General features: G+C 66.5%; 22 protein-coding genes. 17 read left to right on the plus strand and 5 right to left on the minus strand.

Annotated elements, in window-relative coordinates; all coding sequences use genetic code 11:
* Nucleotides 1-4: 4 nt before the first annotated feature.
* The 5 genes from DWU99_RS01080 to DWU99_RS01095 all read right to left on the minus strand — a co-directional run bounded on the left by DWU99_RS01080 (nt 5) and on the right by DWU99_RS01095 (nt 2,413).
* A complete protein-coding gene (locus DWU99_RS01080) occupies nt 5-847 on the minus strand; it encodes a hypothetical protein (protein ID WP_147292862.1) in 843 nt (280 codons plus the stop codon).
* A complete protein-coding gene (locus DWU99_RS01085; RefSeq protein WP_115476152.1) occupies nt 840-1,139 on the minus strand; it encodes a hypothetical protein in 300 nt (99 codons plus the stop codon). The genes DWU99_RS01080 and DWU99_RS01085 overlap by 8 nt, the downstream gene beginning before the upstream one ends.
* 44 nt (nt 1,140-1,183) lie before the next feature.
* Nucleotides 1,184-1,345, minus strand: a complete 162-nt coding sequence (locus DWU99_RS20935; protein WP_158543197.1) for a hypothetical protein — start codon at nt 1,343-1,345, stop codon at nt 1,184-1,186.
* Nucleotides 1,342-1,734 (minus strand): hypothetical protein, encoded by a 393-nt coding sequence (locus tag DWU99_RS01090; protein WP_115476153.1) that lies wholly within the window; start codon nt 1,732-1,734, stop codon nt 1,342-1,344. The genes DWU99_RS20935 and DWU99_RS01090 overlap by 4 nt, the downstream gene beginning before the upstream one ends.
* Nucleotides 1,735-1,945: 211 nt before the next feature.
* Nucleotides 1,946-2,413, minus strand: coding sequence for a DUF3222 family protein (locus DWU99_RS01095; protein ID WP_115476154.1), 468 nt, complete (start codon nt 2,411-2,413; stop codon nt 1,946-1,948).
* Nucleotides 2,414-2,667: 254 nt separating this feature from the next.
* Here DWU99_RS01095 and DWU99_RS01100 point away from each other — a divergent pair, with 254 nt between their 5' ends.
* The 17 genes from DWU99_RS01100 (at nt 2,668) to DWU99_RS01180 (ending at nt 15,342) form a co-directional block, all read left to right on the plus strand.
* Nucleotides 2,668-3,495 (plus strand): DNA methyltransferase, encoded by an 828-nt coding sequence (locus tag DWU99_RS01100; protein WP_115476155.1) that lies wholly within the window; start codon nt 2,668-2,670, stop codon nt 3,493-3,495.
* A gap of 220 nt (nt 3,496-3,715) precedes the next feature.
* On the plus strand, nt 3,716-4,204 hold the full coding sequence (locus tag DWU99_RS01105) for an ankyrin repeat domain-containing protein (protein WP_158543198.1): 489 nt from the start codon (nt 3,716-3,718) through the stop codon (nt 4,202-4,204).
* Nucleotides 4,205-4,218: 14 nt separating this feature from the next.
* The gene (locus DWU99_RS01110; protein ID WP_147292864.1) at nt 4,219-4,596 is read left to right on the plus strand and encodes a sigma-70 RNA polymerase sigma factor region 4 domain-containing protein; all 378 of its coding nucleotides are present in this window, start codon (nt 4,219-4,221) and stop codon (nt 4,594-4,596) included.
* A 351-nt stretch (nt 4,597-4,947) separates the two neighbouring features.
* A complete protein-coding gene (locus DWU99_RS01115) occupies nt 4,948-5,622 on the plus strand; it encodes a hypothetical protein (protein ID WP_115476158.1) in 675 nt (224 codons plus the stop codon).
* Nucleotides 5,622-6,011: a hypothetical protein gene (locus DWU99_RS01120; protein WP_115476159.1), complete on the plus strand. Its 390-nt coding sequence runs from the start codon at nt 5,622-5,624 to the stop codon at nt 6,009-6,011. Before DWU99_RS01115 ends, DWU99_RS01120 begins: the two co-directional genes overlap by 1 nt.
* A 91-nt stretch (nt 6,012-6,102) precedes the next feature.
* A complete protein-coding gene (locus DWU99_RS01125; protein ID WP_115476160.1) occupies nt 6,103-7,308 on the plus strand; it encodes an ankyrin repeat domain-containing protein in 1,206 nt (401 codons plus the stop codon).
* 96 nt (nt 7,309-7,404) lie between these two features.
* On the plus strand, nt 7,405-8,439 hold the full coding sequence (locus tag DWU99_RS01130) for a transglutaminase family protein (RefSeq protein ID WP_115476161.1): 1,035 nt from the start codon (nt 7,405-7,407) through the stop codon (nt 8,437-8,439).
* 5 nt (nt 8,440-8,444) lie between these two features.
* A complete protein-coding gene (locus DWU99_RS01135; protein ID WP_115476162.1) occupies nt 8,445-9,026 on the plus strand; it encodes a hypothetical protein in 582 nt (193 codons plus the stop codon).
* Entirely contained in the window at nt 9,023-9,439 is a 417-nt protein-coding gene (locus tag DWU99_RS01140; protein WP_147292865.1) for a hypothetical protein, read from the plus strand. Before DWU99_RS01135 ends, DWU99_RS01140 begins: the two co-directional genes overlap by 4 nt.
* A 14-nt stretch (nt 9,440-9,453) precedes the next feature.
* The gene (locus DWU99_RS01145; protein WP_115476164.1) at nt 9,454-10,047 is read left to right on the plus strand and encodes a hypothetical protein; all 594 of its coding nucleotides are present in this window, start codon (nt 9,454-9,456) and stop codon (nt 10,045-10,047) included.
* Nucleotides 10,047-10,454, plus strand: a complete 408-nt coding sequence (locus DWU99_RS01150; protein ID WP_115476165.1) for a hypothetical protein — start codon at nt 10,047-10,049, stop codon at nt 10,452-10,454. The genes DWU99_RS01145 and DWU99_RS01150 overlap by 1 nt, the downstream gene beginning before the upstream one ends.
* Before the next feature lie 56 nt (nt 10,455-10,510).
* Complete coding sequence (locus DWU99_RS01155) at nt 10,511-12,001, plus strand: hypothetical protein (RefSeq protein ID WP_115476166.1); 1,491 nt, start codon at nt 10,511-10,513, stop codon at nt 11,999-12,001.
* 540 nt (nt 12,002-12,541) lie between these two features.
* Entirely contained in the window at nt 12,542-12,793 is a 252-nt protein-coding gene (locus tag DWU99_RS01160) for a hypothetical protein (RefSeq protein ID WP_115476167.1), read from the plus strand.
* Entirely contained in the window at nt 12,790-13,620 is an 831-nt protein-coding gene (locus tag DWU99_RS01165; protein ID WP_115476168.1) for an N-6 DNA methylase, read from the plus strand. The genes DWU99_RS01160 and DWU99_RS01165 overlap by 4 nt, the downstream gene beginning before the upstream one ends.
* Complete coding sequence (locus DWU99_RS01170) at nt 13,617-13,886, plus strand: hypothetical protein (RefSeq protein WP_115476169.1); 270 nt, start codon at nt 13,617-13,619, stop codon at nt 13,884-13,886. Before DWU99_RS01165 ends, DWU99_RS01170 begins: the two co-directional genes overlap by 4 nt.
* The gene (locus DWU99_RS01175; RefSeq protein WP_115476170.1) at nt 13,883-14,623 is read left to right on the plus strand and encodes a class I SAM-dependent methyltransferase; all 741 of its coding nucleotides are present in this window, start codon (nt 13,883-13,885) and stop codon (nt 14,621-14,623) included. The genes DWU99_RS01170 and DWU99_RS01175 overlap by 4 nt, the downstream gene beginning before the upstream one ends.
* Entirely contained in the window at nt 14,623-15,342 is a 720-nt protein-coding gene (locus DWU99_RS01180) for an ankyrin repeat domain-containing protein (RefSeq protein WP_115476171.1), read from the plus strand. Before DWU99_RS01175 ends, DWU99_RS01180 begins: the two co-directional genes overlap by 1 nt.
* The last annotated feature ends 90 nt before the right edge of the window (nt 15,343-15,432 follow it).

Consider the following 15,432-nt stretch of genomic DNA (forward strand, 5'->3'; position numbering starts at 1 on the left):
AAGATCACCTTCCTCCCATGACTCGGGGCGAGGAGAGCGGGGTCGTGGGCCAAACCGTGAGCGCTACGGCCACTCCTGCTCCAACCAACATGATGAGATGGTTGGTGTTGGTGGAAACCTCGAGCGCCATGGCAGCGGCCCAGCCGATGCAAGCACCTCCCGTCAATGCATTAAAAACTTTTCGTGCGGTCACGGGCGTGTCCTCTGTGGGGGGTGGTTCCACCACTTTGGCAGCCCTACCAGAACCGCCATGGGCACCATCTATACAGCCATCCGCCGCCCCACCGTTGTGGTCGTCACGGCGCCATTCGTCCATCAAGGCATTGAGCGCCACCATGGATTCCGTCTTACGTTGAGGCGCCGGAGGCATGGGGAGCATTCCAAACATATTCACCCAGCCCAACGCCTTGTCGCGTTCCGACAGCACTGGGAGCGGCTCGGGTGATGGGGAAGGATGGGGATCGGATGGCGCGACACGCGGCGCCGACCGTTCCAACATCAATCGATTTTTGGACGGGCACCACGGCGCATGAATCAGTGAGACCGTGGCGCCCACCGCCACACCGTAGTCGCCCAACCATTCGCCGCCGCGGCGGCGGTATCCCCCGTCCTCGTGGCGCAGCAAGATTTGACGGGGCAGGAAGGTCACCGATGTTCCATCGTTGAGTGCAACGACCACAATCATTCCGGACAGTACTGCCTCCACCGTGCCGGAGACGGTTGGGGCGCCGCGCACCACAGCGAAGTCGTATCTCTCGAAGAGGTCTGCGTCCCCATTCAACCACACGCAGGCATTCTCCTCCGATGGTTGGGATGGATGGAACCGATGGATGGTGGCGTTACTCACAAGGCACTCCTTCGTCGTTAATCACGACGATCCTCAGTTCACTCAGCGGGCGGGTGCCTGCCCGCCTCTTTGCAACCGCTCGGGCGTACGCTCGGGCCTGACGTCGAAACGCCGGATTCAACCACGGGTTGTCAGCGCAGCGTTGGGCGGTTGAGGCGGCTGTCGCCAGGCTCGCCAGCGTTGTGTCGTCGATCATCGGGGCGCCGAACCGCGCGCCTCCGCTCAGGTCGTTCATGATCACGGACGCGGCCGATTCCTTTTCGGGTTGATGGGATAACTGTGGTGTGCTCATAGCGCTCGATGCTCCGGTGGTGCGGTTGGCGGCAGTGCAGGCGCTCACCACTCGACGATTTCCGCTCCGATCTCAGGTTGGTTCCCGTACAAAAGCGGGTGCTGGTCCTCGATCGTGCACGCGGCCACTAGGGCGGCGTGCAACTCATCGATGCCACCCTCGTCCAACGGATCGGCGGGCGGTGTTGACAGCGTGTCTGTGCTCATGGGTGCGTTGCTCCCGTGACGCGGTCCTCTTGCGACGCGACGACGGCGGGCGGATCCAAAATCCACCAAGCCACCCCGACCAGCACTCCCATCAGCAACGACGAGGGTAGAAATGGAACGCGAATGGCGACCAGGCCCGCATGAACGATTTCAATGACAAGCGCTGGGCCGAGCGACCGAAGCACCAGAGAAGGAATGTAAACCCTCCAGCCGACACGCTTCGCACGGTCCCACCACCCGATCAGGAGCGGCGTGGCGAACACGACCGCTGTGCCCAGTGTCACGGCCGTGGAGTACAAGGCAGCAGGGAAGGCAACGTACACCGTGTACCGCCAACACAAGGCCACCACCGTGGCAACAACGGTGCCAATCAAGGTTCCAACTTTCATTGCGGTTCTCCATCCCTATCGGCTTGGGGTCCTTCCAACCTAGGCGCGCCCCTTCGCGCCGCAAGCCCCGCATCAGCCGAACTGCGACCGTCCTAACACACCCGGGCCTAAGGGATTGGAGGGCGCTGGATCGCGCGGCGACGTTGCCGTCGCACCGTCTGCCGTGTCTGCGATTTTTGACATTCCAGACTGTCAAAAATCCCGACAGACGCTAGTCCTCTTGGGCGAGGGCCACCGGGCAGTGATCGGCGTGGACGATCGGTTGCTTCGATGCCCACGGCACCCACGCGCCGCACAGCCGACAGCGCTCTTTGTCTTTTTCTAAGAATCCGCCCATCACCCACTCGGTGGTCTGCTCGATGGGCACCAGGACGTGCCCACTGCGACCGTCCGGAACATCGCGCGCGAACGCCTCCCGCACGCGGATCCAATCCTCTTCCGAACCGCCGCGCCGCAGCCACGGGCCGATGTCCAGCCCCGCGACCACCAAAAGGGCCCGGCGCACCAGATCGGGATCGTCGGGGAACACAGACTGGCGGCGCAGCGTGGCGGCCTCGCGTTCGGCGGCCTCCGCCCGCTGGGTCAACGCGGCGGTCTGCTGCTCCAGATCCGCGGCCCGCTGCCGGGCGGTGTCGAGCAGCGCCTGCTGCACCAGGGAATCGAGGTCGTTGGCGTCCATGGAAGCGGCCCGTCGAAGGATGCGGGCAGGGTAGCACCGGCGCCTAAGGGAGAGCGGGGGTAAGGAAAAACGGCGACCGGGACCGTCGCCCACAACCGATCGATGCGGCCTGAGATCCCCCAAATGCCCTGAAGTGGGGCAAGCCGTTTGTGCAGGCCCTTAGGTCCCTGTGTGGGGTAGGGGAGTGTACCGAACCACCCCGGAAACCAGTCGAACGACCACGAGGCTCGTGCCACCACAACGGAGGCACGATCATGACCACGACCCAGCGCCAAACCGGCTCCCAGACCGTCCGGCCCACCCGTGTCGTCCCCACCGCGCAGCAGCGGCGCCTGGCGCGCCTCCCGGCGCATGCGGTGCCCCACGTCCGCAGGCAGCGCCGCACCACGCCGCATGAACGCGCTCCGAGCCCCAGCGATCGCGCCGCCGCGGCCGCCGTCGCCGCCGGCTACGCGATCGATGCCCGGCAAAAGGCGGACGGCCTCGCGCTGCTTCAGGCGCTGCCGACGGACAGTGCGCCGTTGGTGTTCTTCGATCCGCAGTACCGCTCGGTGCTCGACCACCTCTCCCTGGGCAATGAGGACGCGCGCAACCCGAGGAGGGCGGCGCTGCCGTCGCTCACCGACGACCAGATCCGCGCGTTCGTCTCGGAGATCGAACGCGTGCTCACCCCCTCGGGCCACCTGATGCTGTGGGTGGACAAGTTCCTCCTCTGCACCGGTGTCCCGCGCCTCACCGAACACACCGACCTCCGCTGCGTCGATATGGTGACGTGGAACAAGATGCGTATGGGCATGGGCCACCGCACCCGCCGTCACACCGAGCACCTCGTTGTCTTCCAAAAGACGCCGGTGCGCGCCAAGGGTGTATGGACCAACCACAGCATCCCCGATGTGTGGCACGAGCAGGTGGAGCGCGGCGGGCACACCCACAGCAAGCCCATCCGTCTGCAGCAGGCGCTGATCCAGGCCACCACGCGCATGGGCGATCTCGTCGTCGATCCGTGCGCCGGCGGCTTCTCCGTCCTGGAGGCGGCGGAGGGCACGGGCCGCAGGTTCCTCGGTGCAGATCTCAATGGGTAGGGCGCGGCGTGGGCGGAAGCGTCCCAGGGCCGACCGGTCCTGTGGCGTTGCCGTGTCGGTGCAAAGATCACAAGCGGATGGGGGTGATCACATCCAATACACCACACAGAACGCCAAGAGCGCGATGTGTGAGAAGGCTCACCCCATTTGTCGATGCGATCCCCTTGCGGCTGGTCCACCAGCCGGTAGGGTGGATCTCACCAAATCAGGAGCACAGATCATGACCGTTGCAGCCCCCCGCGCGCAACAAGCCACAACGAATCATGAGGCCGTCGATGCCCTGTTCGAGGCCGCCCGGTACAGACGGGCCTCCGCGGTCGAGTCACTGATTGCATTAGGAACGGATGTCAACGCCTGCGACTCGTACGGAGCCCTGCCGTGGGTTGAGGCCGCCCTCGGCGGGCAGGTGAAGATCCTTCGCTTGTTCATCGACGCCGGTGCGGACGTCAACGCGTGGCGATCGGGCAAGGGGGAACAAACTGCGTTGATGATCTCCATCCAGCGGGGGTATCACGGCATGGCTCAGATGCTCATTGAGGCCGGTGCGGACCTCAATGCGCGCGATGCAGAGGGACGGACGGCGTTGAGCCTGGCCAAGGCCGAGGGGAATACCCGGTGGAACGACATCGTCGCGCTGATCGAACGCACCATCCTTGCCGACGTCGCCACGCGGACGACGAGCGCGCCACCGACCCGCCGGGCCATGTAATGAGGACCAAGCCAATGATCACGCCCCACCAACTTACTCCCCGCGAACGCGAAGCCATCGCCCACCACCAGGCGGGGCGCACCCCCGCGCAGATCGCGCCGCTCATGGGCGTCTCCTACGCGCGCGCGCGGCAACTCTTGATCGACGCAGGCGTCACCCCGCACCGCACCCTGGCGCCCGCCGGCACAGGACAGTGGAAGCCCCAGATGGATCGGGTCGCCTACCGCCGTCCCCGTGCAGAGCGGCGCGACCGGGTGCGCGCGGAGTTGGCCGCCGACCCAACGTTGCCGACGCATGTCTTGGCCCAACGAATCGGCGCCCACCCCGAAACCGTCCGCAAGGACCGACAGGCGTTGCGCCTGCAACGAGGGACCGCATCGGGCCACCCATGAACCACATCCGGGCCCGAGCGCGGGATGTGTGATGAGCCTCACCACATTTGTTCGACACGAGCCCTTGCGACTGGTCCACCAGCCGGTAGGGTGGATGGACCACCAGCGGAGAGCCACCATGATCACGAACGCTACCCATTCCGCCACCCACAAGACCGGACGATGCGCCAATGGGTCCGAACGCGATCATGGGACGGTGTGGCACGCCGTCCCTCATGGCAGCGATCTGGGAAAAGCGTTGTGCGGAACCGCACCAGGCCGGCGCGGCGGCGGTTGGTCGTGCACCACGCGCCAGTTGACCGCGGTCACATGCCCGGCGTGCCGTCGGGCGATCGAGCAGGAGAACACTCCATGACCATGACGATCAAACAAGCGAATGTGTTGCTCGAAGTCGAAGCGGCGCGCATTGCAGCGGACAAGGCGTGCGCCGATTGGGACCAACGGATCAAGTCGACGTTTGGTGAGAGTATTGAGGTCCGTCGCACCCGCCAGGCATTGCGCGCAGCGATGGAAACCGCGCTGGCCGCGCAGAAGGCGGCGGAAGTGCGCGCGCAGGAGAGCGCCGGGCGTCTGTGGAGGTGTCGGCTGGAGGAGGCGCGGGGTGTTATCGCTCGCGGCGCCGACGTACCCGTCATGAGCACGACGGACATGATTGCAGCATCCGCCGACGAACTGGCCCACGCACGGGCGGCCCTGCGCGACGCTGAGGCTGCGCTGGCGGCGGCGGTGCGCGCGCACCGCCCGCGCAGCGGGCTCCGGGACAGCGTCGATCACGCACGGCTCATTGAAGCGATCGCGATGGATCAGGTGGTGGGGGCGGTGGGTCGTGCGCACCCCTTCCAGGGATCACGGTTCGTGGGGGTTCCGTACGGACGCCAACTCCGCCGTGATGCGTTGGTGCAGCAGGTGGAGGCCGAGGTCGTTGCCGCAGAGCGGCGCGCTGTTGCAACCCTTGATCGTGCTGCGCTGGCGGAGGTCGCCACGCGCACGCCGGTTGCACCCGCCCAAAAGCGGAGGGCGATGTGATGAAGCGCACCGCAATGAAACACGCCACCGCCGGATCACTTCGTGCCGCCTATGTCGCCGGTGCGCTGGACGGCGCCCTGCTGTTTGCGGTGGACCGCGGCGACGTCCATGTCGTCCGCCACCTCCTCGCCGATGGCGTGTCGGCTGCTGCGCGCGATCGGGCCATGATCGATGTGTGGCGCGCCGGTTCGAGCGCCCCCGCCATCGTCCGCATGCTGCTGGATGAAGGCGTCAGTCCCGCTGCCGTCGACAGCGCCCTCGAACAGGACCTCTGGCTGTTGGATCACAAAGCGGTGGTCCTGCTCCACGCCGCGCAGGATCGGGCTGTGCTTAAAACGGTCGCCACCACCAACACGCATGCGCCCGCACTCAAGCGGCGCGTGATGTAAGACCGGGCAGGCGCCCCCGGCGCCCCATGTGGAGCGCTGGACGATCCCCCGTCACCCGGTATGTGTGGAGGCCCCCTTCGGAGCCGCCCGCATGTCCTTGCCGACCCTCACCGACCGCCCCAGCCGCCTGTACGCCCGCGTGGAACGCGTGCTGGGCGGGTGGCCCCGCCACGAGCAGGAGACGTATTGGGCGCACAGCGATGCGTGGGCCATCGCGGCGCTGGACTGGCTCAACGGCCAACGCGCCGGCCGGGCGATCTGGGTGGCCACTTACGAGCCTGGCGACGGCACCACCCGCCCGCTGGCCCACATCGTGGTCGAGGCCGCCGGCACCCAATGGGACACATCGGGGCCTGGGGCCATCGCGCGGTGGGAAACCGCGCACCCCGGCTCGGTGACCTGGACGCTCGCCAGCGCCGACTCCCTGCGCGCGCTGCGCCTGGAGCACTCGGGCCGCACGGTCGACCCGCAGCGGGTGATGGAGGCGGCAACGCGCATCCGCGGCCGGGAACAGGAGCGCTTGCACGACATGAACGCTCGGGTGCGCGCGGTGCTGGCCGATCGGACACCCAACCTGGTCGATTTGATGGAAGCCATCGACGAGGGCGCCGCACTGACCGCGCGCGCTCCCGACGGGCGCACGGTGCTCCAATGGGCGCTGGACCGCGATCCCAACGACGCGGAGTTCCTGACGTATTTGATGAACTGCGGTGCGTACGTCCTGCAGCCAGGGCGCGATGGATTGACGGCGCTCGATCAGGCGCACCGCACCGGTGCGTTCGACGCGCGCGACCTGATGCTGACGCACTTCTCCCACGAGCAACGCCGCCTGCTGCTGGGGCACTTGCGCGCCCATCACACTCAAGAGCAGGACGGCGCGAAGCCCTCGGTGTGGGAGCAGGCGGAAGTCGCCGCCTCCACCCGCGTGGCCGATCCGCTCACCGTCGCCTACATGGCCAAAGGGGCGGCCGACGTCCTCAAACACCTTCCGCGGTTGCCAAAAGGCATCGCAGGCGAGTTGGATCTCGTCGATCAGGTGATCGCCCACGCGCCGCTCATCGACGCGATGGCCGATCTGCGCCGCGACGATCTCGCCGGTGTGTTTGTTTACGAAGTGGCCGAACCGCTGGGCGCCTTCATCGCGCAACGTTTGGTCGCCGGCGATGGTGTGGATCTCCAGGACGCGGTGCGCGTCAAAGCACGCGCCTTGGTGGCCGACTGCTGCATGGACGCAGGAACGAACCAAACAAGCGGGCAGCGGACCACCACAACGCAGGGTTGGGAGCGCGAACTGTGACGCGCGATGTGACGGCTGTGTGAAGACGGCGGCGACCATGTTGTCGCGCCTCGTCCGCGCCGTTACGATGTCCCCGAAAGGACCAGGGGCAAAAGGATGTTGGGTCGTCGCGCGCTCGCGTTTGTTCTCTTCCTCACCGTGGGGGGTGCCTGCACCGCCGCATCCGTTTCTGCGCCGCTGCCGCCCGGCACGATCGTCCCAACACCCGACGCCAGCACGCAGGTGCTGCGCACGATCCTCTGGCAGCAAGACGATCGCATTGATCTGGCCCAAGCGAAGATCACGATCGATCATCTGGTGGACCCCACCATCGATCAAGCGGCCACCTTAAAAGAAGTCAACGACTGGGCGGCGAAAGTGCGCGCGCGCATCCCAAGCGGCGCGTCAACCTGGGCGAAGGTCATGACGGTCTACTCGACCATTTATGTTCCCGGCCCCTGGAACGATTTCCACAAGTTCGATTACAACTTCGACGATCCGATGGGCAAGGACGTGCACACGACCATGCTCTCGACGTACCTGGCCACGCGCAAAGGCAACTGCGTGTCGATGCCGATCTTTTTTGCCATCCTCGCGCAGCGCATCGGACTGAACGCCGTGCTGGCCACCGCGCCGAACCACCTATTCGTCAAAGTGATGCTGGACGACGGGCAATGGAAGAACATCGAGGCGACCAGCGGCAGCACGCTGACCGATGTGGAGTACGCCGAGCGCTTCCTCATTTCCCCGCGCGCGGTCGACTCCGGTCTCTACCTGCAGCCGATGACCAACCACCAGGCGGTGGTGGAAATGGCCAACCCCTTCATCCAGTTTTACACCACCACCCACACACCGGGGCAGATCATGGCGCTCGCGGATTTGGCGCTCTCCTACGACCCGAAGGACGTGGACGCGATGATGTTCCGCGCGCTGGCCTTCGACAAACAGGTGACCATCGCCTACCGGAGCAAGTACCCGGACACCCGCATGCTCACCCCCGCGCAGTTCGCCGATTACAAAGCGCTGATGGACGGCTATTTCGATATGGCCGACAAACTCCAATCGCTGGGCTGGCACCGCCGCAGCGCGGCGCAGGACGCCGAATACTTGCACGACATCGACAAAGCCAAAACCGCTGAGGCAGGGGGCTGACCCACATGATCAAGATTGCCGCCGTTGCACTCCTCGTCCTTGGTGCGCTCACCACCGGCGGGTCCGCGCGCGCCAGTTATGTCGCAGGCAACCCGCTCAGCCGCACCGACCCCACCGGGCTCAAATGCAACGGGCAGGGCTGTTGGAACACGCCCCAGGAACGCGCGTACGGCCAATCGGGGGACTGGAAAGACTATTACGCCACCGCCTGCGCGAACGGCGACCCGTACGCCTGCGAGGCCGGGAATGTGGCCAACAACACGGGGATGCTGTCGGGCGTGACCAACTACCGCCTCGCCTGGTCGATCTCCAACCGCCTGCCGCCGGGCCAAACCTGCGCGGCGGACGCGGCCGCGATCGATCGGAATATGGAGGCCATCCGCGAGGCCCTGGCCGCCGCCCGCGTCGCCCAACTGGATGCGGCGGGCGCCACGCCCGACAATCCGGTCATGGTGAGCGGCGCGTCCATCTCAGCCTTCCACAACGCCACGTTCCAGGCGAACGGGGCGGGTCCTGTGTTCGGCGGGGACATCCCGTTCAGCAACACCTTCGTCGGGTGGTGCACGGCGCCCGCGTGCCACCCGTGAGCCGCCGACCGCTCTGGTGGGGCCTGGTCGCCACGCCCTGGCTGGTGCCGGTGGCGTTTTTTCCCCTCGCCCTTGCGTACTACGCCCTCACCGGGCAGCACGCCACCGCCTCCGGCTGGGGCGGCTTTCTGGGCTTTGCCTACCTCTTCGGCGTGCCGCTGGGCTACGTCGCCCTCGCGGTGCTCGGCTGGCCCTGGGTCAGCGTCTTGCAGCGATGGAACAAACTGGTCACCCCTTATGTGTGCGCCGGCGCCTGCGTGATCGGCGCCGTGGCCTTTGAGGTGTTCGCCGCCCTGGTGGGCACGGCGCAGCGCAACACCACCGAGGTGCTCGGCATTGGCCTGGTGACCGGGCTTCTGGCGGGTCTCATTTTCTGCGCCGTCGCCGGTGTTCCCTTTCGATCCCATCGATGACACACGGAGGTTCTATGACACGCTCGTCGCGCTGGTGCGCCGCACTCATTCCACTCCTGGTCGCCACGGCGGCGCACGCGTCCTACGTGGGCGGCAACCCGCTCAGCAACGTCGATCCCACGGGCCTGGCCACCGCGGTGGTGGTGGGCGGTCCCGCCGGTCTCAACGTGTTCGGCCACGTCGCGATCGGATTCACGGGGCAGGGCATTTACTCCTACGGCACGCCCGATCCGTTCGGCGCGAGTTTCACCGGATACCTGGCCGGCCAGGCGGCGTATCGGAACAGCACCGTCTACATCCTGCCCACCACGCCGGCGCAAGAGCAGGCCATGCAGCAATACATCATGGCCAACTACGCCAACGGCCGGCCGTACTCGATTTGGCGCAACCACGACTGCGCCAGCATGGTAAACGGCGCGCTGAGCGGCCAAGGCATCGGTGAGGCCGACATCATGCAGCACGCCCAAAATGGGGTGCTCTACATGCCCATGGATCCGGTCACCGCCGCCGAACGCGCGGCCAGTTATCCGGGTGTGCAAACGATCTCCATCCCCGAGGGCGGCGCGATCCCCGGCATCATGGGGCAGTTCAACCCGAGCGGTCCCTGATGCGCATCGGCCTGGTGCTGCTCGCCATCGTTCTCGTCCTCGCCGGCGTGTGGTGGGGCGAACGCCATCCCAAAGGCGGCCTCGAACTCAGCCAGGCGCCCGTGTGGGCCGCCCTGCAAACCATCGAGGCCCAGCACCGCGGCGACACCGCGCTGCACGTGCCGGTGCTGCTCACCAACGCGGTCGACGGAAAGGATGATGTGGTGGGTCTGCGCTCGGACAGCGCGCGGTTCCCTTATGTGTGGATCGTCCTCACCGAAAACGCCGGGGCGAATGGGATCTACGCGTTGCCGCACGATGCGACCTTCTCGCTGGCATGCAGCGACGTGCGATCGCTGCAGAGCCGCACCAAAGTCGATCCCGTCGTGGTCAGCGCGCTGCAGGCGCACTGTCGTGGGAGCAGGTGACAGTCCCGAGTGGATTTGTGAAGATCCCTTCACCTCAACCGCAGCAAGGGCAGGGCATGGACGTTGCAGATCTCACGGTGAACGAGTTGGCCCTGGGGGCTGTGACCACGCCAACAGGACGCAGCCTGGTGGACCGGGTGGAAAACCTCGTCATCCTGGCGGAGACACCGATCGAATCCGATCATCCGGCTATCGCCATCTCCAATATGTTGCACCACACGGTGCGCATCCCTTACGAGCACCTGTTGCGCGACCTTCCCGATGACGCCCGCGATCCGATCCTGAGCACGCGCCTGGATCGGGACGGCCTCAAAGCCATGGGTCGTTTGATGATGGAGGTGGTGGACGGCTTGGTTGCCAACCCTCCTGCAGCGCTGCCGTGGCTGGCCCAACTGGCGGACGATCGGCGCACCAAGCACTACCTCATGGATGCCCTCCTGGGGCGGTTGATGATGCGTGTGCGCCTGGCCCTTCAATCCGGACGCTGGGCGGACCGGCCCCAACGCTCAGACAGCATCCTGGATGTGGCGTGTTCGGTGGTGGAACTGGAAGGGGTGCAGGTCGGCACGAGTTTTCTGGCCGAAGCGCTTGTGTGCACCAGCGCGGACGGCGCCAAGCGCTACGCCGTAGTCATTGTGCTGCGCACGGTCCACAACGACTCCACCGCACGGCCGGAGGTCGAGCGGCGCGTGCGGACGTCCTATGAGGAGGACCCTGCATTCGTTCGTCCTGTCATCGTGTATACGGTCGATCTCATCGACGGCCTGCGCGTGCCTTACTCGGTCATCGAACCGCTGTCCCGGGTCCTGATGAACGGCGCCGAGGACATCGAGGACCAAATCGACAACCTGATCATCGCCACCTCTGCCTTCGGACGGCTTGATGGGAGCGCACCGCCCACGCCGCTGATGGGCGTTGTCGTGCAGCACACCGTGGGGCTGCTGACCGGGCTGATTGCCGAAATCCTCCAACACGATGACCCCATGAACGCCTGGGTCGCGCTCAACGCCCAGGCGTACGGCGGGATTGTCCACTACGGCCGGGCGTTTTTGGAGGACATCGCCGAACGCGATCCCACCGACCCGATCTTGTCCCGTCTCCAAGAGCCTGAGGACGACGACGAGGAGGACTCCCCCCGCTCGTACTGGGCGGAGATGTTCGGCGTGCACGGCCTGGCGCGGTTGCAGGTCGTGATCGCCAGCGGCGCGTGGACCGTCCTTCGGGAGCGCACGAACGATGATCCCAACAGGATGGCGATGGAGGTGCTCGGTCACGCCGAACCTCTCGTGCGCGTGGAACGCGACGACGACGGGGAGGTGACCATGCAGCGCCTGGACGGATGGGTGGTCATCGCCCCACGCGACGGGTCTATGGGAAAAACCCGATCCAGTGGCGTGATGGTTCTCGGACGTCGTCCGGTTGACTCGCAAGCGTTCTTGACCGTCGCGCCGGCGTTGGAAGCGGGCGCCTACGAGGGGGCCCCGGGCGTTCGCCTTGATCCCAGCGAACAGCACCTGAGCACGTTGTTTCGCCCGGCGGTGTACTGATACGTCATGCCCAATCTTCGCCCTAACGACCGGCACGCATGAGGCAAGAGCGGGGGGCTGGGAAAAGAAACGCAACCAACGCGATGTGTGAGCGCCCATACACACCTGGGCCTTAGGGGCCGTGTGTGGCGCAGGGGAGTGGGTCGATGCACCCACCACACCTCGGCGTTGGCGCCGGTTGCAGTTCCCAAACGGTCGATAAACAGAAACGACCGTCGATCCAGCGCGGACGGCCGTTCCGACGACGGATGCGGAGGCAACCCCTTCACCGTCAAGGATTTTTGTCGGTTGCGGCCGGTTGATTGTGTAGCATTTTATTCGTCGTCCGAAAGGAGGATGATGCACCCATCGGCTCGCACAGAGCCGTGCGGATGAGGCGGCTGCCGATGTGCCCGCCTCATGTCGTTCCGCCCGCTCGGGGCGCTCTCGAAGCGCCCGCTGACCCCTCGATCAGGTCCGCCCGCGCGTCCGCGCTGGTGTCACGCAATAGGTCCGCCCGCGCGTCCGCGCCGGCGCCACACCATCGAGGGTTTTTTCAATATGGACATCACTTTTCAGGTCGATCCGTCGGTCGATCCCACCATCGTCCCGTTCGTCTACGAGCACCCCGAGATCGGGCGCGACACGTACACCTTTCCCATCGCCCGGATGGACAAGGTCGCCAAGATGATCGCGCTTTACACGATCGCCGATTGCATCCCGGACAGCGCCCAACGCCGCGCGGCCTTTGATGCGGCACGGGCCTTGGGGCAGAGCCTCGCTCGCACCTGCACGTTGGGAGGTGCGCTGTGACCGCGCCGCACGCCACCACCCAGGCCAAGCCGGCCGAATCCTTTGATGCCTTCTGTCGCGTCGTCGCGGGCAAACAGCGCGACGCGATTGTCCAGGCCCTTCCGCGCCAGCGCGACGATCTGATTCGCCTTCTCCTCCAGGGGCTGGAGGGCTCCCACACGCAGCGGACCCAACGGTTCGAGGCGTTGGTTCGTGTGGCGCTGCAAGCGCTGCAGGATGATCGCATCGGGTTGCTCATCACCTGCGCACCTCCGTGGAACAAGGTGGCGATCGTGCCGCCCGACACGGTCGCCCTGGTGACGCTGTATTTCGCCCTGGTGAGCGTCAGCCCCCCGTACACCGACGTGCTCGGGGACCTGCACGGCCGGTTGCTGGCGCGGTTCGGTGGCGACGGACTGGGGCAGCATTTCACGCCACCGGACCTGGCCGATCTGACGGTGGCGTTGGCTCTCGCCCATGCCGCGCGGCATCCCATCGCGCCCCGATCGGGACCGGTGCGCCTCCACGACCCGGCGTGCGGGGCGGGCGCGCTGCTCCTCGCGCAGTTCCGCGGCGACTGTCCGCGCCCCGAGCAGTGCGCGGTGGTGGCCCAAGACATCGATCCCATGTGCTGCGCGATGACCGCGCTGCAACTGACCGCCAACGCCGTCTGCCACCACCGGCCGCTGCACGAACTCACGGTTCTGTGCGGCAACACACTGTCCCAGGGGTTCAGCGCGCCGGTGTTCTTCCACGCGCAACGCCGTCCGTCGATCCTGGAGATGCTGGGTTGGGTGGACGCGGGCGCGCCCATGCCGGCGCCTTCCGCTGAGGAGGAACTCGCATGAGCGCTTCCCGCAACCCATACGGCTACATCGTGTACGACACCGAGGAGAACGACATTGTGGCCTCGGATCGGCGGCGCGATGTGGCGGACAAGATCGCCGAGGCGCTCACGGAGTGGTCCCGGGAAGAACGGTTCCAGGTTCTCCCGGCCGAGCGCCGACTGGTCGAGGCGTTTGGCGATTGGTGCTGGACCACGGAGGAGCGGTTGGTGGGCGGCGTTCCGATGGAGGTCGCTCTCGTGGATGAGGACGAGGAGGACTCGGAATGAGCAAGATCACCAAAGCCCAGAATCGCAACCACGAGGCGGCTTGTGCGCTGCTCCAGAAGGAAACGCTGACCATGGACGAGCGCCGTTTCGTGCTCGACCACTGGCGGGCCGATGCCGCGCACGACGTGACGCGCATCGGCGCCTACTTCACCCCGCGTGGCCTGGCCGAGGCGGTGGCCCAGGAATGCCATGGCGCGGACCGCGTGATCGACCTGTGCGCCGGGATCGGTGCGCTGGCCTTCGCGCGGTGGGAGCGGGATCGGCCCAGCCGCCTGGTGTGCGTCGAGCGGGATCCGGTGTACGCGGTGGTGGGGCGGAAGGTGTTGCCCGAGGCCGAGTGGATTGTGGCGGACGTCTTCTCCCTCGTGCAGCGCAAGGACCTGGGTGCGTTCGACCTGGCCGTGAGCAATCCGCCCTACGGCCGACTGAAGCGCACCAGCGGCGGTCCGCGCTACCGCGGCGGGCTGTTCGAGTACCACGTGATCGATGTGGCGTCGCACCTCGCGGAGCAGGGCGTGTTTTTGATCCCGCAGACGTCCTCGCCCTGTCGTTTCAGCGGCGCGGCCGCACAGCGGGGTGATTGGATCGAGTCGGAGGACTGCATCCGGTTTCGCCAGGAGACCGGGATCGATCTGGACCTGGGGCTGGGGATCGACACCAGCGCCTGGACGCACGATTGGCACGGCGTCAAGCCGACCGTCGAGAGCGTGCGCGTCGACTTTGGGTGGAAGCGGTGATGGAGGGCGCACCACCCAACACGCGTGCGTGTCCGATCGCGCAGTTCGAGCACACCGCCGCTTGCGCGGCCGATCTCAGGGACGACGATGATCTCGCCATGGACATCACCGCCACCTCGTACGTTCTCACCGACACGCCGGACGCGTCCCTCACGCGCCGGCTTCGTCGGCGCGCCCGCGACGAAGCGCTCTACATCAGAGCGCTGGCGACCCGGGCCCCCGACCCGATCAGCGGTGTGACCGGGCTGCACCTTCTCGCCGACATCACCCTAGACGATCCCGCCAACGAGCCCGTGCGCGTTCGCGCCCTCACCGCGCTCCTCGACGCCGGCGGTGATCCCTTCCGCACCGACGTCCTCGGCCGCAGCGCCCTGCATTGCGCCACCGCCGCATCGGCCGCGCTGATCCTCGACCGCCTCACCCCCGAGCAGCGGCGCGCCCTGGTGAACCAGGCCGACGATTACGGCGACACGCCCCTACACGAGGCGGCGGCCTGCGGACACGCCGACACCATCCAACTGCTCATCGCGCACGGCGCCGACGCCACCGCGTGCAACATCGCCGGCGCCACCCCCGAGGATGCGGCGCGTCGCTTCCATCCCGCCATCGCCGACCTCATCCGATGCGAACAGGCGCGGCAGGACCGCGCGGCCCTGGTGGAGGTGGCAACAACCGGGGAGTCCGAGGCGCCTCGACGTGCTGTGAAACGGCGGATGTGAGGGCGGCCCGAACCGTTGGAGCACACCCGGGCCCAAGCGCTTGATCTGTGAGGCGGCTCTCGGGCTTTTTTGCGGGTCGGTGTTGCGGGT

The sequence above is a fragment of the Dyella psychrodurans genome, from assembly GCF_003363265.1.
Taxonomy (GTDB): Bacteria; Pseudomonadota; Gammaproteobacteria; order Xanthomonadales; family Rhodanobacteraceae; genus Dyella_B; species Dyella_B psychrodurans.